This is a genomic window from Pseudomonas putida (genome assembly GCF_025905425.1).
In the GTDB taxonomy this organism is placed as follows: Bacteria; Pseudomonadota; Gammaproteobacteria; order Pseudomonadales; family Pseudomonadaceae; genus Aquipseudomonas; species Aquipseudomonas putida_AF.
In genome coordinates, this window is the sequence record NZ_CP109603.1 from 2675367 (window position 1) to 2696961 (window position 21595).

At 62.7% G+C, this 21595-nt stretch carries 14 protein-coding genes and 2 pseudogenes; 8 read left to right on the forward strand and 8 right to left on the reverse strand.

Features of this window, described 5'->3' with window-relative positions:
* Positions 1–48: 48 nt before the first annotated feature.
* The gene (locus OGV19_RS11965; RefSeq protein WP_264313560.1) at positions 49–2121 is read left to right on the forward strand and encodes a hybrid sensor histidine kinase/response regulator; all 2073 of its coding nucleotides are present in this window, start codon (positions 49–51) and stop codon (positions 2119–2121) included.
* On the opposite strand, the gene OGV19_RS11970 is transcribed toward OGV19_RS11965, so the two are convergent.
* The 6 genes and pseudogenes from OGV19_RS11970 to OGV19_RS11995 all read right to left on the reverse strand — a co-directional run bounded on the left by OGV19_RS11970 (position 2122) and on the right by OGV19_RS11995 (position 9102).
* The gene (locus OGV19_RS11970; protein ID WP_264313561.1) at positions 2122–2868 is read right to left on the reverse strand and encodes an SDR family oxidoreductase; all 747 of its coding nucleotides are present in this window, start codon (positions 2866–2868) and stop codon (positions 2122–2124) included.
* Positions 2869–3702: 834 nt separating this feature from the next.
* Positions 3703–5238 (reverse strand): annotated as a pseudogene (locus OGV19_RS11975) (DHA2 family efflux MFS transporter permease subunit).
* On the reverse strand, positions 5235–6428 hold the full coding sequence (locus tag OGV19_RS11980; protein WP_264313562.1) for an HlyD family secretion protein: 1194 nt from the start codon (positions 6426–6428) through the stop codon (positions 5235–5237). The pseudogene OGV19_RS11975 and the gene OGV19_RS11980 overlap by 4 nt, the downstream one beginning before the upstream one ends.
* A 30-nt stretch (positions 6429–6458) precedes the next feature.
* Positions 6459–6932 (reverse strand): MarR family winged helix-turn-helix transcriptional regulator, encoded by a 474-nt coding sequence (locus tag OGV19_RS11985; RefSeq protein WP_264313563.1) that lies wholly within the window; start codon positions 6930–6932, stop codon positions 6459–6461.
* A 133-nt stretch (positions 6933–7065) separates the two neighbouring features.
* Positions 7066–7683, reverse strand: a complete 618-nt coding sequence (locus OGV19_RS11990; RefSeq protein ID WP_264313564.1) for a response regulator transcription factor — start codon at positions 7681–7683, stop codon at positions 7066–7068.
* Positions 7684–7695: 12 nt separating this feature from the next.
* Positions 7696–9102, reverse strand: coding sequence for a sensor histidine kinase (locus tag OGV19_RS11995; RefSeq protein ID WP_264313565.1), 1407 nt, complete (start codon positions 9100–9102; stop codon positions 7696–7698).
* Positions 9103–9298: 196 nt separating this feature from the next.
* Between OGV19_RS11995 and OGV19_RS12000 the strand changes: the two genes are divergently transcribed.
* The 3 genes from OGV19_RS12000 (at position 9299) to OGV19_RS12010 (ending at position 13948) form a co-directional block, all read left to right on the forward strand.
* Positions 9299–10921 (forward strand): acyl-CoA synthetase, encoded by a 1623-nt coding sequence (locus OGV19_RS12000; RefSeq protein ID WP_264313566.1) that lies wholly within the window; start codon positions 9299–9301, stop codon positions 10919–10921.
* A gap of 78 nt (positions 10922–10999) precedes the next feature.
* A complete protein-coding gene (locus tag OGV19_RS12005) occupies positions 11000–12769 on the forward strand; it encodes an acyl-CoA dehydrogenase C-terminal domain-containing protein (protein WP_264313567.1) in 1770 nt (589 codons plus the stop codon).
* 171 nt (positions 12770–12940) lie between these two features.
* Positions 12941–13948: a FecR family protein gene (locus tag OGV19_RS12010; RefSeq protein ID WP_264313568.1), complete on the forward strand. Its 1008-nt coding sequence runs from the start codon at positions 12941–12943 to the stop codon at positions 13946–13948.
* A 4-nt stretch (positions 13949–13952) separates the two neighbouring features.
* On the opposite strand, the gene OGV19_RS12015 is transcribed toward OGV19_RS12010, so the two are convergent.
* Positions 13953–15272, reverse strand: coding sequence for a Na+/H+ antiporter family protein (locus OGV19_RS12015; protein WP_264313569.1), 1320 nt, complete (start codon positions 15270–15272; stop codon positions 13953–13955).
* A gap of 507 nt (positions 15273–15779) precedes the next feature.
* On the opposite strand from OGV19_RS12015, the pseudogene OGV19_RS27795 reads away from it, so the two are divergent.
* Both OGV19_RS27795 and OGV19_RS27800 read left to right on the forward strand, forming a co-directional pair.
* Positions 15780–16745, forward strand: a pseudogene (locus OGV19_RS27795) (HAMP domain-containing protein); the annotation flags it as partial.
* Between the two features lie 102 nt (positions 16746–16847).
* The gene (locus tag OGV19_RS27800; protein ID WP_371097434.1) at positions 16848–17603 is read left to right on the forward strand and encodes a methyl-accepting chemotaxis protein; all 756 of its coding nucleotides are present in this window, start codon (positions 16848–16850) and stop codon (positions 17601–17603) included.
* Between the two features lie 32 nt (positions 17604–17635).
* On the opposite strand, the gene OGV19_RS12025 is transcribed toward OGV19_RS27800, so the two are convergent.
* The gene (locus OGV19_RS12025) at positions 17636–19549 is read right to left on the reverse strand and encodes a S8 family serine peptidase (protein ID WP_264313571.1); all 1914 of its coding nucleotides are present in this window, start codon (positions 19547–19549) and stop codon (positions 17636–17638) included.
* A 174-nt stretch (positions 19550–19723) separates the two neighbouring features.
* On the opposite strand from OGV19_RS12025, the gene OGV19_RS12030 reads away from it, so the two are divergent.
* Together OGV19_RS12030 and OGV19_RS12035 are read left to right on the forward strand one after the other, a co-directional pair.
* A complete protein-coding gene (locus OGV19_RS12030) occupies positions 19724–20740 on the forward strand; it encodes an ABC transporter substrate-binding protein (protein WP_264313572.1) in 1017 nt (338 codons plus the stop codon).
* On the forward strand, positions 20737–21585 hold the full coding sequence (locus OGV19_RS12035) for an ABC transporter permease (RefSeq protein ID WP_264313573.1): 849 nt from the start codon (positions 20737–20739) through the stop codon (positions 21583–21585). The genes OGV19_RS12030 and OGV19_RS12035 overlap by 4 nt, the downstream gene beginning before the upstream one ends.
* The last annotated feature ends 10 nt before the right edge of the window (positions 21586–21595 follow it).

Here is a 21595-nt window from a genome sequence, read left to right on the forward strand (position 1 = left end):
GGGGTGAACACGTTAAAGTCTGGCCATTCCATTTCGTCGGACGTCTGCATGCCTTCCAGCGACCTGCTTTCCCTGCGCCAACAAGTAAAAGAACTGCAGCAACGCAATGCTCTGCTGGAGTCGCGGCTGGCCAACGACCAGGCATACGATCAGAACCTCTACCGGTCGCTGTTCGATACCATGGACGAAGGTTTCTGCATCATCGAATTTTTCGATGGCCCGCACGGCCCGCTGAGTGACTATGTGCATGTCGTGGCCAACGCAGCTTATGCCAAACACGCCGGCATCCCCAACGTGGTCGGGCAAAAGTTGCGCGAGATGGTCCCCGACGAAGCCGACGGCTGGGTCGCCCGCTACGGTGAGGTACTGCGCACGGGCGAGCCTCTGCAGTTCGAACAGGAGCTGGTTGCCACCGGACACATCCTTTCCGTCACCACCTTTCGCGTCGAGCCGGCCGAAAGACGCCAGGTCGCGGTCCTGTTCAAGGATGTCACCGAGCGCCGTCGGGCAGAAGTTGCCCTGCAACGCCTGAATGAAGAGCTCGAACAGCGAGTCGCTGCCGCGCTGTCGGAGCGCCGGCTGTTTGCCGAGCTGGTCGATCACAGTGTGGTCAACGTGCATGTGATCGACAAAGACTTGCGCTGGCTGGCTGTCAATCGCCAGGCCAAGCACGACTTCAACCGGCTGTATGGCAATACGCCAGAGATCGGCTACCTTATGCCGGCGTTGATGGGAGACAGTGTCCAGGACCAGGCACTGATCCTGCCCATGTGGCACCGGGCGCTGGCAGGTGAGCAATTTATCGAGGTTGCCGCCTTTGGCCGGGCATGCGATTTGCGCCATTACGAGCTGCGCTTCAATGCTTTGCGCGACCATGACGGTGAACTGCAAGGTGCCTATCTGTTCGCCTACGACATCAGTGAACGGGTTCAAGAGCAACAACGCCTGGCCAAGGTAGAAGACGCATTGCGCCAGGCCCAGAAAATGGAAGCCGTGGGCCAGTTGAGTGGCGGTATCGCTCACGATTTCAATAATTTGCTGGGTGGCATCCTAGGTGCCCAGGAGCTGATGCAGCAACACCTGGAGCAGTCGCGTTTCGACGCCCTGGCGCCTTTGCTTGAGCTTTCCAGCAGCTCGGCGCAGCGGGCCTCTTCGCTGGTGCATCGGCTGTTGGCCTTCTCGCGCCAGCAAACCTTGCAACCACGCGCCACACAGGTATCCACCCTGGTGGCCGGCATGGAAGAGCTCGTGCGTCGCAGCATCGGCCCGTCAATCGCGTTGAACAGTCACTTCGATGCGCAGCTGTGGCCAACGTTCATCGACCCTCCGCAACTGGAAAGCGCCCTGCTCAACGTCTGCATCAATGCCCGCGATGCCCTGCCAGCAGGCGGGACAATCGATATCTACGGCGAAAACATAGTGCTGGACAGCGATCTGGCCCGGCCTTTTGAGCTGCCGTCGGGCGAATATGTGCGGCTCAGCATCGTCGATAACGGCCGTGGCATGTCATCAGAAGTGGCGGAGCGCGTGCTCGACCCGTTCTTCACCACCAAGCCTTTGGGCCAGGGTACCGGCCTGGGGTTGTCGATGACCTATGGCTTCGTGCGCCAGTCGGGTGGGCAACTGCGTGTGCTCTCGGTACTCGGCACAGGTACGCGCATCGAGTTGTATCTCCCCCGGCACCACGAACACCCCGTCGAGGTTGCGCCCAGGCCCAAGAGCAGGCTACCCGAAAAAGCCAACACGGCTGCACGCATTTTGCTGGTCGAGGACCAGACGGCCCTGCGTCTGGTGGTGTGCGAAGTGCTGGAAGAGTTGGGTTATCAGGTTGAGGCGTTCGAGGACGGTCCGGCTGCCCTTGCCCATCTGCAGGGCAGCGAGCGACCGGACTTGCTGCTCAGCGATATCGGCCTGCCGGGTGGTCTTAACGGCCGCCAGGTGGCCGAACGCTGCCGCGAGCTGTACCCCGAGCTCAAGGTGTTGTTTATCACCGGCTACGACGAGAGCGCGGCACTCAGTGATGGCCAGTTGTTGCAAGGTACTGCGGTATTGACCAAGCCGTTCGAACTCGATGCATTGGCCGAGCGGGTACGCGAAATGCTGGATGAACAACGGGCCTGATCAGCGCCCGCCGCCCAGATCGACGAAGCTGCCGGTGGAATAGGACGCCTTGTCCGAGAGCAGCCAAAGAATGGCCTCGGCGACTTCTTCCGGCCGACCACCGCGGCCCATTGGCAGCCCGGGTTCGAGCTTGGCGACGCGGTCGGGGTCACCGGAAAGCGCATGGAAGCCGGTGTGTATATAGCCGGGGCGCACGCCATTGACCCGCACGCCCTCACCCGCCACTTCCTTGGCCAAGCCAAGGGTGAAGGTGCCTAGCGCGCCCTTCGAGGCGGCGTAGTCGACATACTCGTTAGGTGAGCCCAGGCGGGCGGCCACTGATGAGACGTTGACGATGGCCCCACCCTGCCCGCCATGTCGACGAGCCATGCGCCGCAGGGCATGTTTGGCGCAGAGCATGGGGCCGACGACGTTGGTCTTCATCACCTTGAGCAGGCGAAACTCGGACATGTCCTCAACGCGGCTCTGCTGGCCGATGGTGCCGGCGTTGTTGACCAGTGCAGTGACGGGGCCGAGTTCTTGATCGACGCGATGGAACAGTTGGATGATTTCATCCTCGACACTGGCGTCGGCGCGCACGGCGATGGCTTCGGCGCCCAGCGCGCGGACTTGGTTGAGGATGCCTTCGGCGGCCTGGTCGTCAGCGTGGTAATTGATGCAGATGCGATAACCTTGCTGGGCTGCCAGCAGGGCTGTCGCGGCGCCGATACCTCGGCTGGCGCCGGTAATGACGATGACTTTCTCCATGGGTCTGCCAATGCTGTTGAAAATGGAGTTTCGACAATAGGGGAAATGCCACCGGATGGGAATGCCACCCCATACTTCGAAGCGTGCTATCCCCCGTGTTCTTGATCTGGCTCTTGATCTGGCTTTTGACCTTGATCTTGATCTGGCTTTTGATCTTGATCTTGATCTGGCTTTTGATCTTCAGCGACTCAGGAGGCCGAGCGTAGGCGTCTGTAGGGCCAGGTGCGCAGCACCCTTCGGCGTAGCCGAAGGCGCGAGATGTAGGTTTGCGGAGCAAACCGTAGGCCGCGCGGGCCCGTAAGACGCCGGAGCGAGGGGACCCCGAAGCGCAGCGTAGGGGCCGTATGATGGAGCGCAGACCTTTTTGGTTACTTTTTGGGGCGTTTGCCAAAAAGTGACCCGCTGTAAGAGCGGAAAGGTGATTAAGCGTCGCCATAGCAAATGGACTTTGCCAGATCTCAATACCAGCGGTTGGAGCACAAAGCACAAAGCACAACTATGGGCGGACACACCGCGTAGACATTCATTTACGATAGCGGCGCACACTCACCTTTCCGCCCTTACGGCGGGTCACTTTTTTTCTTGGAAAAAAGTAACCAAAAACCGCTTGCTCCATCATACGGCCCCTACGCTACGCTTCGGGGTCCCCTCGCTCCGGCGTCTTCCGGGCCCGCGCGGCCTACGGTTTGCTCCGCAAACCTACATCTCGCGCCTTCGGCTACGCCGAAGGGTGCTGCGCACCTGGCCCTCCAGTCACCTCCACTCGGCCTCCTGAAGTCGCAGAAGATCAAAAGCAAGATCAAAAGCAAAAGCAAAAGCAAGATCAAAAGCAGATCAATGCCCCGCTGACGCCGGCCCGGCCTTGGCCGTAAACGGCGGCCGCGCAAACCACACCAACAGAATCAACCCCGCAAACACCCAAGTCATCATCATGAAATAGTCCACCGTCGACATCATGTAAGCCTGCGCATTCAGAATCTGCTCCAGCTGCGCATAACTCTGCGAACTCGCCCCCCCAAGCTGCTCCAGCGTATGCCGAGTAGCCGGATCAAACTGGCTGATATTCTCACTAAGGTACGCATGATGCTGATCAGCCCGCCGAATCCAGATCCAGGTCGTCAACGAAGCCGCAAAACTCCCCCCCAACGTACGCAAGAACGTCGCCAGCCCCGAGCCATCGGCAATCTGATGCGGCGGCAAGTCCGAAAGCAGGATGCTCAACGTCGGCATGAAGAACAGCGCCACACCAATCCCCATGAACAACTGCACCAACGCCACATGCTGGAAGTCCACCTCACTGGTAAACCCAGCCCGCATGAAACAACTGGCCCCGATCGCCAAAAACGCCAACCCCGCCAACACCCGCAAATCGAAGCGGTGCGCGTACTTGCCAACGAAGGGCGACATGATCACCGGCAACAAGCCAATTGGCGCCACCGCCAACCCAGCCCAGGTCGCCGTATAGCCCATCTGCGTCTGCAACCATTGCGGCAGGATCAGGTTGATACCAAAGAACCCCGCATAGCCACCGACCAACACAATGGTGCCAACCCGGAAATTGCGGTGCACGAACAACCGCAGATTGACCACCGGATGCCGGTCGGTCAGCTCCCAGATCACGAAAACCGCCAGGAACACCACCGAGATCAGGCTGCCCATGATAATGAACGACGACTCGAACCAGTCCAGGTCATTGCCCTTGTCGAGCACCACCTGCAATGCCCCAACACCGACAATCAGCGTCAACAGGCCGATGTAGTCCATCGGCTGACGGCTGGTCACCACCGGTCGCGTGCGCATCTGTTGGCGTACAACAGCCGCGGCGAACAGGCCGATGGGTATGTTGATGAAAAAAATCCACGGCCAGCTGTAACTGTCGGTAATCCAGCCCCCCAGTATCGGCCCGGCAATCGGCGCCACCACCGTGACCATCGCCAAAAGCGCCAGGGCCATCCCCCGCTTGGCCGGTGGATACACAGCAATCAGCAGGGTCTGGGTCATCGGGTACAACGGCCCGGCCACCACACCCTGCAACACACGAAAGCCGACCAGCTCCGGCATCGACTGGGCGATACCGCACAGGAACGACGCCAGCACGAACAGCAAGGTGGCTCAGATGAACAACTTCACCTCACCGAAACGCCGACTCAGCCAGCCCGTCAACGGCAAGGCAATGGCGTTACTCACCGCAAACGACGTGATCACCCAGGTGCCCTGCTCGTAGCTCACCCCAAGGTTGCCGGAGATGGTCGGCAACGCCACGTTGGCGATGGTGGTATCGAGCACCTGCATGAACGTCGCCAACGACAGGCCAATGGTGGTCAGCAGCAGGCTCGGCGGTGTGAATTGGGCGGCGGCCTGGTTGCTCATCGCTGCGCCGTCTTGCCAGCTGCGCTGTTGTCGTGAATCAGCCGAGCAATCAGGTTATCGGCTTCGACCAGTTGGCGGTCATACACCTGAGTGGTGTAGCTGGCCTTTTGCGCAGGTTGCTGGGCCAGGGTCGGGCCGCTCTGGTCGTGCAGGTCGACTTCGACCAGCGTGGACAGGCCGATACGCAGCGGATGGTCCTTGAGCTGGTCAGGGCTCAGGTGAATACGCACCGGCACCCGCTGCACGATCTTGATCCAGTTGCCGGTGGCATTCTGCGCCGGCAACAGGGCGAAGGCACTGCCAGTACCCGCTCCGAGGCTGTCTACCGTGCCGCTGTACTTGACCTCGCTGCCGTACAGGTCGGCACTGATCTCCACCGGCTGGCCAATGCGCATGTCGCGCAGCTGGGTTTCCTTGAAGTTGGCATCGATCCACACCTGGTCCAGGGGGATCACCGCCATGGTCGCGGTGCCTGGCTGCAGGCGCTGGCCCAGTTGTACGGTGCGTTTGGCGACATAGCCGGTAACCGGCGCCACCAGGGTGGTGCGGGCGTTGTCGAGGTAGGCCTGACGCAGGTCGGCGGCGGCGGCCATGACTTCAGGATGCGAAGAGACCACGGTGTCGTCGATCAGTGCGTTGCTGGTGTTGAGTTGCTGGCGGGCGTTGGTGAGGGCGCTCTGGGCGACGCTCAGGTCGTCGCGGGCATGGGAGATTTCTTCCGCTGCAATCGCCCCGCTGTCAGCCAGCACCTTGCGCCGGCTGTAGTTGTCCTGGGCTTTCTGCAACTCGGCCTGGCGCGTCTGCAACTGGGCCTTGAGCGCATCGACGTTACTGTACAGGCCACGCACCTGGCGCACCGTGCGCGCCAGCTTGGCTTCGGCGGACTGCAGTGCCACCTCGCTGTCGGACGGGTCGAACTGCAGCAGCACCTGGCCGGCATGGACCAGGTCGCCATCATCGGCACCAATGCTGGTGACCGTGCCGGTCACTAGCGGTGTGATCTCCACCACGTTGCCATTGACGTAGGCGTCATCAGTGCTCTCGTGCCAACGCCCGACCAGGGAATACCACGCCCAGGCGCCAACGCCGCCCAGTATCAGCAGCAGGAGCAAGCCGAGTAGCCAGGCCTTGCGTTTGCGCGACGGCTCGGGCGCGTCGGTGGTGGTTGTGGTGTCTGTGGGAGTGGCCATGACAATACCTTGAATAATGCGTAACAGGGATCAACGATCGCCGAAGCGGCGGATCGTCAAGGGGTCGCCAGCGCTGAGCAGCACCTTGGCCAACAAACTTTCAAGCGTCTTGAGCTCTTCAGGTTGCAGCGCGCCGCACAATTCGTTCATCGCCGCCGCGCCGATCTCGGGCAGCCGGTCCGCCAGACGCTGGCCATCGGTGGTCAGGGCCAGGCGCACCTGGCGGCGATCATCGGCACAGCGGTTGCGCAGGATCAGGCCCTTCTGTTCGAGGCGGTCGAGCATGCGGGTCATCGAACCGCTGTCCAGGCCCAGGTAGCGGCACAGCTCGGCCGGGGTGTCCACCTGGTACTGGGTGACGATGATCAACACCTTGAACTGCGCGGCGGTGACACCCTCAGATTCAAGGTGCCAGTCAAGAATGCGGTCCTTGAGGATCGCCGCGCGGCCCAGCAGCATGCCGATGGCACAGGTCTGAAAGTTCTCTGGAGAAAAATGCGCCATGGAGTCTGCCCAGGTAATTGTTTAAAAATATTACTGCCTAGGCAGTGAATGTCAAAGCTTTGATTAGGGTGCTATGCAAAATTTCATGATTTTGCATTGCCCGGATCCTTGTAGGAGCGGCCTTGTGTCGCGCCTACATCAACGCCTGCACCGCGCCGCAGGCGATCGCCATACCCACCAGTTCCGCAAGGCTTCCAGCTTGCAGGCGTTTCATCACCCGTCCCCGGTACAGGTCCACGGTCTTCACGCTCACCCCGAGCCGCTCGGCGATCTCGCGGTTGCTCAGGCCTTGGGCCAACGGCACGAACACATCGCGCTCCCGCGGCGTCAAGCCATCGATGCGCGCTTGTACCTGGGCCAATGCCTGGTTGCCCTGACGCGCGCGGCCGGCGCGCTCCAGGGCCGCCTGAACACTGTCGAGCAGCAGCTGATCGCTGTAGGGCTTTTCGATAAAGTCACTGGCGCCGGCCTTGAATGCCCGCACCACGATAGGCACATCGGCATGGCCACTGACAAAGATCACCGGCAGTTCCAGGCCCCGCTCCCTCATCAACTGCTGCACTGCCAGCCCACCCAGCCCCGGCATGCGTACATCCAGCAGCACACAGGCCGGCCCGTCATCCATGCAGGCGTCCAAAAACGCCTGCCCACTGGCGAACGACAGCGCTTCCAGCCCCACCGACTGCAATAGCCAGACGGTGGAATCACGCATGCCCTGGTCGTCATCAACCACATACACTTTCGCTTGCACCCCGACCTCCCCTTATCCCCTGCTCACCGCCAGGCGGCAGCACAGTACCAAACCGCCATGCTCGCCCGCACGCGCCCACAAACTGCCACCAAAACCTTCGATAAGGCTGCGGCTCATGCTCAAGCCCAGCCCCAGGCCGTCGGCCTTGCTGGTGGTGAACGGGGTAAAAATTTCATCCAGACGCTCGGCCGCCACGCCCGGCCCTTGGTCGGTGACCTCGACCAGCACCCCATCACCCTCGCGCACCGCGCTCAGCAGGATACGTGACGGGCCTTCGCCATGTTGCTCGCGATTGGCATCGATGGCGTTGCGCAGCAGGTTCAGCAGCACCTGCTCCAGCAACACCCGGTCGGCATACACCGCCGGCAATTGCGCACTCATGCGCAACTCGATGCTGACCTGGTCGCGCGCCGCCTCCCAGGCACACAAGCGTGTGGCTTCATTGGCCACGTCAAGCATGTCCAACGCCTGTAAGCGGCGCGGCCCTTTACGCAGGAACACACGCAGCCGACGGATCACCTGCGCGGCGTGCGTTGCCTGTTCGGTGATGCGTTGCAACCCTTGCCCGACCCGTTCGCGTGCCTGCGGGTCGCGCTCCAGGGCCTGCAGGTAACGTTGGCTGGCATTGGCATAGTTGACCACCGCCGCCAATGGCTGGTTGATCTCGTGGGCGATGCCTGATGCCAGCTCGCCCAGGGTGACAAGCCGGGCACTGTGGGCCAGGCTCTCCTGGGCCTCGATGCGCAAGGTGATATCCCGGGAAACACTGACGATCTCCACCACCGCCCCCGTGTAGGTTTCGCGGATGGCGCGGCTGGCAATCTCGAACCAGCGGTAGCCACCCGCTGCCTGGCGCACCCGGCAGGTCATGGTGTGGTAGCCGTCCTGGTCCAGCGCGGCGGCAGCCTGGGCCAGCACCTGGCGGCGCTCGCGCGGATGCAGCAGGGTTCGTACGGCCATGCCCCGCAGCTGCTCGGGCCACAGGCCCAACAGGCGGAACGCCGCCGGTGAGGCGTCGAGAAAGCGGCCATCGGGGCTGTGCCGGGAGATCAGGTCGGTGGTGTTCTCGATGATCAGCCGGTAAAGGCGCCGGGCACGGCTGGCTTCACGCGCACCCTGGCGCTCGGCGCTGGCGTCACGGCAGCGGCCAAGCACCTGCTGGCCCTGGTCGTCGGGGATGAACGTCCACAGCACGATGCGCTCGCCAACCTGCACTTCCACATCGGCAATTGCCCGGTGCTGTCGCAAACAGGCGCGCACCAGTGCCGCGCAGTTGGCCGGTAGCCAGCACGCCAGCGCCGGGCCTTCCTGCATCAAGGCCTGCAAGGCCGGATTGGTGGCCAGCGGCTTGGCATCGGCGGCCAACAGCAGGCTGGGCTGCGGGTCTTTGGCGAGCAAGGGAGACACGGTCTTGTCCACGTTATGCGACTCGTTGTTATAGTAGTTTTACTATATTGCTATAGTCGATATTCCATCTACCATAGCGACTCGCGTAAAACTGCGACAGGGGAAAAGCGGCCAACCGCACGCCTTCCCACACCCTGAACAGAGCTAACAATCAGCCATCGGGGGCCAAGCGCACAGGCTGCGCCTGCCTCCCCTACAGGATTACCGCATGTCGATCTATGCCCAGGGCCTGATGCCCGCTGCCGTCAACCATGTCGCCCTCACCCCGCTGAGTTTCATCGAACGCACCGCTGCCGTGTACGGCAACTATCCGGCTGTTATCCACGGTGCCATCCGCCGCAACTGGCAAGAAACCTACCAGCGCTGCCGGCGCCTGGCCAGCGCCTTGGTGGGGCGCGGTATTGGCCGTGGCGACACGGTAGCGGTCATGCTGCCCAACACCCCGGCCATGCTCGAAGCGCACTTCGGCGTGCCCATGACCGGCGCGGTGCTCAACACCCTCAACGTTCGCCTGGACGCCGAGGCCATTGCCTTCATGCTGCAACACGGCGAGGCCAAGGTGCTGATCACCGACCGCGAGTTCCACCCGGTGATCGAAGCCGCCCTGGGCTTGCTCGAACACCCGCCACTGGTAGTCGATGTCGATGACCCGGAATACGGCGAAGGCCGTGCGGTCAGCGAGCTTGACTATGAAGCCTTGCTGGCCGAGGGCGACCCGGAATATGCCTGGGAGTGGCCCGATGACGAATGGCAGGCCATCTCGCTCAATTACACCTCCGGCACCACCGGCAACCCCAAGGGCGTGGTCTATCACCATCGCGGCGCGTACCTCAACGCGCTGGGCAACCAGATGACCTGGGCCATGGGCCACCGCCCGGTGTACCTGTGGACCTTGCCGATGTTCCACTGCAACGGCTGGTGCTACCCCTGGACGATCACCGCCCTGGCGGGCACCCACGTGTTCCTGCGCCGGGTCGATCCGCAGAAGATCCTCACCCTGATCCGCGAACACCGGGTCACCCACCTGTGCGGCGCGCCCATCGTGCTCAACGCTTTGGTCAACATGCCTGAAGCCGCCAAGGCCGCCATCGAGCACCCGGTGCAGGCGATGGTCGCAGGCGCCGCGCCACCGGCCAAGGTGATCGGCGCGGTGGAAGAAATGGGCATTCAGGTGACCCACACCTACGGCCTGACCGAGGTTTACGGCCCGGTGACGGTATGCGCCTGGCATGAGGAATGGGACGCGCTGCCGCTTGAAGAGCGCGCACGCATCAAGTCCCGCCAAGGCGTACGTTACCCGACCCTCGACGGCCTGATGGTCGCCGACCCGCAAACCCTCGCCCCGGTGCCGCGCGACGGCAACACCCTGGGCGAGATCTTCATGCGCGGCAACACGGTGATGAAGGGCTACCTGAAAAACCCTGAAGCCACGGCCGAAGCCTTCCGCGGTGGCTGGTTCCACACCGGCGACCTGGCGGTATGGCATGCCGATGGCTATGTCGAAATCAAGGACCGGCTGAAGGACATCATCATCTCCGGTGGCGAGAACATTTCCACCATCGAAGTCGAGGACGCCCTCTACAAGCACCCCGCCGTTCTGGAGGCGGCCGTGGTGGCACGCCCCGACGAAAAATGGGGCGAAACGCCCTGCGCCTTCGTTGCTCTCAAGCCAGGCCGGGAAGACACCCGCGAGGCCGACATCACCAGCTGGTGCCGTGATCACCTGGCTGGTTTCAAAGTGCCCAAGACCGTGATTTTCGGCGAACTGCCGAAAACCTCCACCGGCAAGATCCAGAAATACCTGCTGCGTGACCGGGCAAAAGCCCTCTGATGATTCAGTGGCCTCATCGCCGGCAAACCGGTGCTGAGGCCAGCACAGCCTTCTATTTGCGCCCTAACCGAGCCCCTGATGACCGACTATATCGCCCCCCTGCGCGACATGCGCTTCGTCCTGCATGACGTTTTCAATGCCCCTGCCCTGTGGGCACGCCTTCCGGCCCTGACCGAGCGCATCGACGCCGACACCGCCGACGCCATTCTCGAAGAAGCGGCCAAAGTCACCGCCCAGCTGATCGCCCCGCTCAGCCGCAACGGTGACGAGCAAGGTGTGCACTTCGAGGCCGGCCAGGTCACCACCCCGGATGGTTTCCGCGACGCCTGGCGCACCTACCGGGAAGGCGGTTGGGTCGGTTTGGGGGGCAATCCAGAACATGGCGGCATGGGCATGCCGAAAATGCTGGGTGTGCTGTTCGAAGAAATGCTCTATGCCGCCGACTGCAGTTTCAGCCTGTATTCGGCCTTGAGTGCCGGCAGTTGCCTGGCCATCGACGCCCACGCCAGCGAAACCCTCAAGGCCACCTACCTGCCCCCGCTCTATGAAGGCCGCTGGGCCGGCACCATGTGCCTGACCGAACCCCACGCCGGCACTGACCTGGGGTTGATCCGCACCCGTGCAGAACCCCAGGCCGACGGCAGTTACCGCATCAGTGGCAGCAAGATCTTCATCACCGGCGGCGAGCAGGACCTGACCGAGAACATTGTCCACCTGGTACTGGCCAAATTGCCGGATGCACCGGCGGGCGCCAAAGGTATCTCGCTGTTCCTGGTGCCCAAGTACCGGGTCAATGCCGATGGCAGCCTGGGTGAGCGCAACGCTGCGCAATGCGGGTCGATCGAGCACAAGATGGGCATCAAGGCGTCGGCCACCTGCGTGATGAACTTCGATGGCGCCATCGGCCACCTGGTGGGCGACGCGAACAAGGGCCTGGCGGCCATGTTCACCATGATGAACTACGAGCGGTTGTCCATCGGCATCCAGGGCATTGGCTGCGCCGAAGCGTCGTACCAGAGCGCCGCACGCTACGCCAACGAACGCCTGCAGAGCCGCGCCGCTACTGGCCCACAGGCGAAGGACAAGATGGCCGACCCGATCATCGAGCATGGCGATGTGCGGCGCATGCTGCTGACCATGCGCACACTCACCGAGGGTGGCCGGGCATTCGCCGCCTACGTGGGGCAACAACTGGACCTGGCCCGCTATGCCGAGGATATTGGCGAGCGTGAACATGCCCAACGCCTGGTGGCGCTGCTCACGCCCGTGGCCAAGGCCTTTTTCACCGACAACGGCCTGGAAAGCTGCGTACTTGGCCAGCAGGTATATGGTGGCCATGGTTACATCCGCGAATGGGGCCAGGAGCAGCGTGTGCGCGACGTACGCATCGCGCAGATCTACGAAGGCACCAACGGTATCCAGGCCCTCGACCTGCTCGGGCGCAAGGTACTGGCCGACGGTGGCCAGGCCTTGGCCAGCTTCACCGCCGAGGTGCGGGCCTTCAGCGTTGCCGCGCCACTGCATCGCGAAGCGCTGCAAGCCAGCGTTGCACGCCTGGAGGCGACCAGCGCGTGGTTGCGGGCACGGGCACGTGAAGACGCCAACCTGGTCAGCAGCGTGGCGGTGGAATACCTGCACCTGTTTGGCCTTACCGCCTATGCCTACATGTGGGCGCGCATGGCAGGCGTGGCGCAGGCCAAGCATGAAGAGGACCCCACCTTCCATGGCGCGAAGCTGGCCTGTGCCGAGTTCTTCTTCCAGCGTGTGCTGCCACGCAGCCTGGGCCTGGATGCCAGCATCCGTGCAGGCAGCGCGAGCCTCTATGGGATGACCACGGAACAATTCTGAACGGCCCTGGGGGTGCACAGCGCCCCCAGACATTGCCCGCGAGGGGTTCTCAAACGCTGAAATTCCATTGCAAATCCGACGAAAAACCGGCACAACTGATAGTCATTCGCCATTACCTCGGTTCTCGGGAACCCTCTTGCAAGGGTAGAATGCGCAAAACCCGGAGCCGCAATGAACCACGACCGCCTCAATCCCAGCCCAGACGATGCCATTACCGACGCCGCCGCGCATTGGTGCATGCGCCTGCACGCCGAAGATTGCACGGCGGCAGAACGCGAGGCATTTGCCCGCTGGCTGGCGGCTGACCCACGGCACGCCGAGGAATACCACGCGATGCTGGAGATCTGGCAGACCGCCGACCTGCTGCCGCGCAACGCGACCGTGATCGATTTCAACCCGCCCGCGCAACAAACCACGCGCGTACGCCATTGGCGCCCATTGGCCTCCGCTGCAGCCATCGCCCTGGCTGTATTGCCTTTGGCAGGCTGGGTGGGCTGGGAACAAGGTTGGCTGCCCAACCATTATCAACACTTCGAAGCCAGCGACCGGATGCAAACGGTGGAGCTGAGCGACGGCAGCACGGTGCAGCTCAACCTCAACACCGAGCTGACCTATCTGAATTACAAAGACCAACGCCAGGTCACCCTCAAGCGCGGCGAGGCGTTTTTCAAGGTACGGCACGACAGCGCCCACCCGTTTATCGTCCACGCAGGCCGCGGCCAGACCCGGGTAACCGGCACCCAGTTCAACGTCTGGAAGTATCAGGATCAGGTCAAGGTCACGCTGGTGGAAGGTTCGGTGCTGGTCACCAGCGACGGCAGCGCTGGCGGCTATCGCCTCGGCCCAGGGATGCAGGCCAGCTATCACAAGGGTGATTTCGAGCCGCAACTGGCGCAGAGCGACGATTACAGCAACACCCTGGCCTGGCGCAGTGGCAAGCTGGTGCTCGACAACCTGAGCCTGGAGCAGGCCCTGCCGGTGATCAACCGCTACCTCGACGCCCCGCTGCTACTGGCCGATGCCAGCACCGGCCGGATCCGCATCAGCGGCATCTACAACACCCGTGAAGTCGGGCGCCTGGTCAACAACCTGCCCAAGGTGCTGCCGGTCTACCTGACCCGCAGCAAGGACGGCAGCACCGTCCTCAACAGGATCTCGCCGCCACCCGACAAGGGCTGACGCCTTACAGCGTCATCGCCGCCAACCAGCCGAACGCCAGCAGCGGCAGGTTGTAGTGGATGAAGGTCGGGACCACGGTGTCCCAGATATGGTGGTGCTGGCCATCCACGTTCAGGCCTGAGGTTGGCCCCAAGGTCGAGTCCGATGCTGGCGAACCCGCATCCCCCAGCGCCCCTGCAGTGCCGACGATGCACACCGTGGCCAGGGGATCGAAGCCCAGCTGCACGCACAGCGGCACGAAGATCGCGGCCAGGATCGGTACGGTGGAGAACGACGAACCGATCCCCATGGTCACCAGCAAGCCGACCAGCAGCATCAGCAAAGCGCCGACACCCTTGCTGTGGTCGATCCACTGCGCCGAAGCCTCGACCAGGCTCTTGACCTCGCCCGTGGCCTTCATCACATCGGCAAAACCGGACGCGGCAATCATGATGAAGCCGATCATGGCCATCATCTTCATGCCTTCGGTGAACAGGTCGTCGGTGTCTTTCCAGCGCACGATGCCCGACAACGAGAAGATCAGGAACCCGACCATGGCGCCGATGATCATCGAGTCCAGCAACAGCTGGACGATGAATGCCGCAGCAATCGCAAGGCCCGCGACCATCAGGGTCAACGGGTTGTATTGCACGCTGACCTGCTCGACCTGCTCGATCCGCGCCAGGTCGTAGTCGCGCTTCTTGCGGTAGCTGAAGAACACCGCCAACAACAGGCCGGCAAGCATGCCTGCGGCCGGAATGGCCATGGCATGGGTGACATTGACGCCGCTCACATCGACCCCGGCACGGGCGACGTTGGCCAGCAGGATCTCGTTGAGGAAGATGTTGCCAAAGCCCACCGGCAGGAACATGTACGGCGTGATCAGGCCAAAGGTGATCACGCAGGCGATCAGCCGACGGTCGATGCGCAAACGCGTGAGCACATATAACAGGGGCGGCACCAGCAACGGAATGAACGCGATGTGAATGGGCAGGATGTTCTGCGACGACACCGCCACCACCAGCATCAGGCCGATCATCATCCATTTGACCTTGCCGCCATTGGCATGGCCCTGGCGATCGATCATGGCCAAGGCGCGATCGGCCAAGGCGTGCGCCAGCCCAGACTTGGCGATGGCCACGGCAAACGCCCCCAGCAACGCATACGACAACGCCACCGTGGCCCCGCCGCCCAGCCCGCCATTGAAGGCCTTGAGCGTACCTTCGATGCCCAGCCCACCGACCAGGCCGCCGACCAGGGCGCCAATGATCAGGGCGATGACCACGTGTACCCGCGACAGGCTGAGTATCAGCATGATGCCGACCGCGGCGATCACTGCATTCATGGTTGGCTTACCTCATTAGGACAGAAAAAAGCGCGAACTCTGCAGTAGTGGGCCGCAGATGTCAAAAGCGCCATGTCGCGGCGCATTACCCAGCACGCCCAGAATTTAAATTGAACGTTTGAATAAAGAAAAATACGTGATGGCCGACACAGTCGACAGCCAGAACTATTACAAGGGATTCGCCCCATGCCTTTGCGACAACTTTCCATCCAGTGGAAGATCACCCTGCTCGCCGGTCTCTGCCTGGCCGGCATCGTCACCCTGCTCGTCGGCCTTTCGCTGTACCGCATGGACCACAGTTCGGACCTGGTCAAGGCAAGCAGCATGCAGATGCTCACCGACGCGGCCCAGGGGCGCATCGAGTCGCAAGGTGAAGTACAGGCGTTAAACATTCGCCGTCAGTTCATGGATGCCTACCAATACGGCGCCGGCTTCGCCCGCCAGGTGCTGTTCCTGCGCGAGCAGGCAGAAAAGCGCTTTCTCGACGCCTACGACCTGCGCGAGGACATGACCCGCCAGGTGCGTGCCGCGCTGCAGGCCAACCCTGACCTGCTCGGCTTGTCGCTGGTGTTCGAACCCAATGCCCTGGACAACAAGGACAGCCTGTTCACCGCCAAGCCGGAGCTGGGCAGCAACGAAACCGGGCGTTTCGCGCTGTACTGGTCGCAGCCCCGCGCCGGCGAACTAACCGCCATGGCCCTGCCCGAACATGACATGGCCAACACCGAAATCGGCCCCAGCGGCCAGCCGGCCAATACCTGGTGGGTATGCCCACGCAGCACGGGCAAGGTCTGCGTGGTGGAGCCCTACTTCTATGACATCGATGGCCAGCGCGTGCTGATGACCAGCATCGTTTTCCCCTTGGCCGTCAACGGCAAGGTGATCGCTACGCTGTCCATCGACATCAACCTCAACAGCCTGCAGGCCTTGACCCAGAACGCCAGCCGCAGCCTCTACGAAGGCCGTACCACTGTCGGCATTCTCAGCCCTGTGGGGCTGCTGGCCGGTTACAGCGCCGATGCCGGCAAGCTGGCCCAGCGCTTTGACCAGGTGGACACCGCCAAGGGCGCCGAACTGGTACGCAAACTGGCCGAGGGCAAGCTGAGCATCCTCCACGACCAGCAGCGCCTCAAGGTGCTTGCCGCCTTCGAACCGATCCCCGGCGCCCAACCCTGGGGCGTGTTGCTGGATGTGCCGGAAAACGCCCTGACCGGGCCTGCCGAAACGCTGAAACAGGAACTCGATGCCCTGAACACCAGCGGCACCTTGCTGGAACTGGGCCTGGGCCTGGCCGCCGCTATCGCTGGCCTGCTGCTGGTGTGGCTGATGGCGCGTGGTGTCACCCGGCCGATACTGGGCGTGGCGGCAATGCTCAAGGACATCGCCAGTGGCGAGGGTGACCTGACCCGCCGTCTGACCTACCAGAAGCAGGACGAGTTGGGCGAACTGGCCGGCTGGTTCAACCGTTTCCTCGACAAGCTGCAACCCACCATTGCCGAGGTCAAACGTTCGGTGCAGGCCGCCCGTGGCACCGCCGACCAGTCCTCGGCGATCGCGAGCGAAACCAGCGCCGGCATGGAGCAGCAGTACCGTCAGGTCGACCAGGTTGCCACCGCCTCCCACGAGATGAGCGCCACCGCCCAGGACGTTGCCCGCAGCGCCGCCCAGGCCGCGCAGGCGGCCCGAGAGGCCGACCAGGCCACCCGTGAAGGCTTGGCCGTGATCGACCGCACCACCCACAGCATCGACGCCCTGGCCGCCGACATGAACAACGCCATGGCCGAAGTCGAAGGCCTGGCGCAGAACAGCGAGAAGATCGGCTCGGTGCTGGAAGTGATCCGCTCGATCGCCGAACAGACCAACCTCTTGGCACTCAACGCCGCGATCGAAGCCGCCCGCGCCGGTGAAGCCGGGCGTGGCTTTGCCGTGGTCGCCGACGAAGTGCGCAACCTCGCCCGGCGCACCCAGGAGTCGGTGGAAGAGACCCGCCAGGTGATCGAAGCGTTGCAGGCCGGTACCCGCGAAGTGGTCGGCGCCATGGACAACAGCCACCGCCAGGCCCAGGGCGGCGTGGAGCAGGTCGGCCAGGCCGTCACTGCGCTGCAGCGCATCGGCCAGGCGGTGACGGTGATTACCGACATGAACCTGCAGATCGCCTCGGCCGCCGAGGAGCAAAGCGCGGTGGCCGAGGAAATCAACAGCAACGTCGCGACGATCCGCGATGTCACCGAATCGCTGTCGGGGCAAGCCAACGAATCGGCACGGGTCAGCCAGTCGCTCAACAGCCTGGCCAATCAGCAACAGGCGCTGATGGATCAGTTCCGCGTCTAAGGCTATTGAGGCCGGTGCTTGCCGGCCTCTGCTCAGGCTTCGAACCTGCCACCACCGAGGATCCGGTCAAGCAGCCTCAAGGCAGCCTCCACGTTGGGCCTGCCCCCCATCGGCAGTACCTCGGAGCCTGGCAACGTAGCATCGCGATAGCCAGACGCCATGACCAGCAGGTGCATCTGATTACCGTTGAGGTAAATGTGATGCTGCTCCATGGCATAGGACTGGATCAGGCTCAATGCCCCCGTCACCATAGGGGTCGCGCTTGAGGTACCGGCGTAGTTCTGCGAGTAATCCCTGTTGTCACCGGGCAGGTCTTGCAGGTCGCCTCTGGACAGGGTCACCACACTGTCGCCCCAGGCATTGAGCATGCGATAACGGTACTTGGCATTGGAGTAAACGTGCGGTTTGCCATCGAACGACTGGCATGCACCAATCAGAATGACGCCAGCGTCACCATGGTCGTCGAAGTACGGCCAGTGGCCCAGGTCAACACCCTGGTTCGCCTGGGTCCCCTGTTGCTCAGACGTCTTGCTGCTGCCATTGGCAGCTGCGTTGACCACCACCGCGCCACGCTGGGTCAGTTCCTGCATGACGATCCACCAGGCCTTGTCGTGCAAGGATGGCAGCATCGTACTCAGCACCTCCAGGTGCGCAGTCTGGCGATTGACGCCGACGATGTCCCCAGGCTCTACCGTGAGCAGGAGGTCTTTGAGCACTTGATAGTTGCCTTGGGCATCCATCGAGCGGTTGTTGTACAGGTACAACTCGCTGTCGTGACTGATGCCGGTGGCCCCGATGCCATTGCGCGTCGCCAGCATGACCCCCACCGACGCGGTGCCATGTTTGGGGTCGTGGTTTGGCTTGAGCGAGACGATCTTCAGGCGGGGGTTGTCACGCAGGTCTTCATGCTCTGGGAATAATCCGCCGTCAGTGAAGTGGATGCGTGCACCCTTGCCGGTCACCTGCCCCGCCCAGGCCTTGCGAATGTTCAAGCCTTGCCACCTGGGGCCGGGTTCGTCGAGGTAGGTTTGTCTGGGCTCGAAGTCGGGCGTCGGCTGAGCATTTTCAAAAGCCTTGCTGCCGGCCACCGCTGCACCGGTCAACAAGGCCGCCAACACCGCCGCCACACCTAGCAGCACGGGATTGGGTGGGGAGCATGTCTGCTGGAAGTGCATGGATTCCACATACTCCAGCGCTGCCAGGGTCTTGAGCAATGCAACGTACGTGTCATTAAGCATGCTCGCGGGTTGCTCCAGATAGCCGTAATCGCGCAAGGCCCCGAGCCTGTCGTCCGCCTGTTCCTGGGGGTTGAGCACTGGGTGAGGTGCAATCACTGCCTTGAGGTTCGGCCAATAGCGAACCAGCACCGACCCCGAGTCAGGCTCCAGATCCGCAAGCAAGCGCTCGAAGCCACCGGCACTGAACGCAATAAGCAATGTTGGGTATGAGGTACCTGGGGCTAATGTCGGAAATAATCGCGACACCGGATCATGTGGCGTGGGTGCGCTTCCCCTTTGCTCCACGTCCCGCTTGCGGCGCCCAGCTGCTGACGGCAACGGTACCTTGTCGAGCAGGCTTCTGTTTAGCTCCTCTGCCTTGATATCCAGCAACAAAGGGGGCATGTCGATGAACCCGGCAGCGCCAACAGGCCGGTTCATGGCCCGCGCATGTTTATCCAGCAGCACGACTCTGGGCCGAATGGCGTAAACCCCCGCAGCCTCTTCGGCTACTAGCAAGGCCGGGCATCCGTGATCCCTTACGCGGCCACTGCGCACTTGTGACTGAACTGAAACGCCTTGGAACGATACCGGGCCGCCTGGCCCGTCGCGCTCGAGTTCGTAACGAATGTGATCGACCTTGTGCAGGTCTGCACCGATGCAACGAACGTGAAGTTTTCCATCGAAACGGAAGTTGCGGTAATAGACGAAATCCAGATCCAGGCTCATCAGGGATGCCTCGCGTAGTGGGCAGAATGCGCTTGCCGAAATGGCAAGGCGCACTCTTGCAAGCGCAAACCTCAAGACGCAGAGAGAGCACCTTCCCTGGCTGGCCCAGCAGGGGCTGCAGAGCGGTCGTCTACACTTGCCGGCACTCACACAGCGGCTACCGAGAAGGCCCCGATGAAGAAAATCTCAACCTTGCTGGCCGGCCTGGTGCTCGCAGTTGGCTTGACCAGCACCGACAGCGCCGCCTCGGCAGAGCAGCGCGCGCCCATTCACTTTGGCGCAATTGGCTGGGAAAGCGGTGCGCTGACCACCGAAATACTGCGGCTGATCGTCGAGCGCGGTTACGGCTACCCCACCGACACCTTGCCTGGCAGCACCGTGAGCATGGAAGTGGCGTTGGCACGCAACGACCTGCAGGTGATCGCCGAGGAATGGGCCGGGCGCAGCCCCGCGTGGATCAAGGCCGAACAGGCCGGGCAGGTGTTCGCCCTTGGCGATACGGTCAAGCACGCCGAAGAAGGCTGGTGGGTGCCGGCTTACGTGATCCAGGGCGACCCTTCGCGTAACCTCAAGGCCCTGGCACCGGACCTGCGCAGTGTCGAAGACCTCAAGCGCTATCCGCAGGTGTTCCGCGACCCTGAATCTCCTGACAAAGGGCGCTTTCTCAACAGCCCCAGTGGCTGGACCTCCGAGACGGTCAACAGCCAGAAACTCAAGGCCTACGGACTGAGCGATAGCTACACCAACTTTCGCAGTGGTTCTGGCGCGGCATTGGACGCCGAGATCAGTTCTGCCATCCGCCGCGGCCAACCGGTGTTGTTCTATTACTGGAACCCGACCCCGCTGATGGGGCGCTACAAACTCATACGCCTAGAAGAGCCGCCCTTCAATGCCCAGGCCTGGGCCTCCCTGACCGATGCCAGCAACCCCAACCCGCAAGGTAGCCAGTCACTGCCAGCCAAATTGTCGATTGGTGTCTCCAAGGCGTTCCGCGAGGGCTACCCGGACGTGGTGGCAGTGTTCGAGAAAGTCGACCTGCCGATTGATCGCCTCAACCGCGCCCTCGCCGAAATGAGCGAACAGCGCACACCCCCCAGCGAGGCTGCCCTCACCTTCCTGCGTGACAACCCTGATGTGTGGAAGGCCTGGTTGCCCGCAGAGGTAGCGGCCAAGGTCGAGAGCAGCCTATGAGCGGCGGCTTTCCCGAAGCCCTGCAATTTTCCTTCGCTGAGCGCGTCAACCAGTTGGTCGACTGGCTGGTGCTGAACTACGGCGACCACCTGCGCAACGTCTCGGACCAGCTGCTGCAACTGCTGGTAGGCCTGGAAAACCTGCTGCGCCTGCTGCCTTGGTGGGCGCTGTTGCTGCTGGTCGGGCTGCTCGCCTGGCATGCCAGCCGCAGCGTGCTGCGCAGCGTGACGATGGTTGCACTACTGGCCTTGATCGGCATGCTCGGGCTGTGGGACAAGCTGCTGCAAACCCTGGCCCTGGTACTGGTCAGCACCGGCCTGTGCGTGCTGGTCGGGGTGCCGTTGGGCATCCTGCTGGCCTCGCGCCCGCTGGCCAGGCGGCTGTTGATGCCGGTGCTGGACGTGATGCAGACACTCCCAGCATTCGTCTACCTGATCCCGGTGCTCATGCTGTTCGGCCTGGGCAAGGTACCGGCGGTGTTCGCCACCCTGATCTACGCCTTGCCGCCGCTGGTGCGGCTGACCGAGCTGGGCTTGCGGCAGATCGACCCATCGTTGCTGCAGGCAGCCCATGGCCTGGGCGCCAGCCGCTGGCAACGGCTGCGGCGCATCGCCTTGCCACTGGCCCTGCCAAGCATCATGGCCGGCCTTAACCAGTCTGTGATGATGGCGTTGTCGATGGTGGTGGTGGCCTCGATGATCGGCGCGCGAGGGCTGGGAGAGGATGTCTTGGCGGGCATCCAGACCTTGAATGTGGGCCAGGGCGTTGAAGCGGGGTTGGCGATCGTGGCGCTGGCCATGGTGATTGATCGCATCAGCCAGGCCTATGGGCGCACGGGGCGCTGAGTGCGCTACA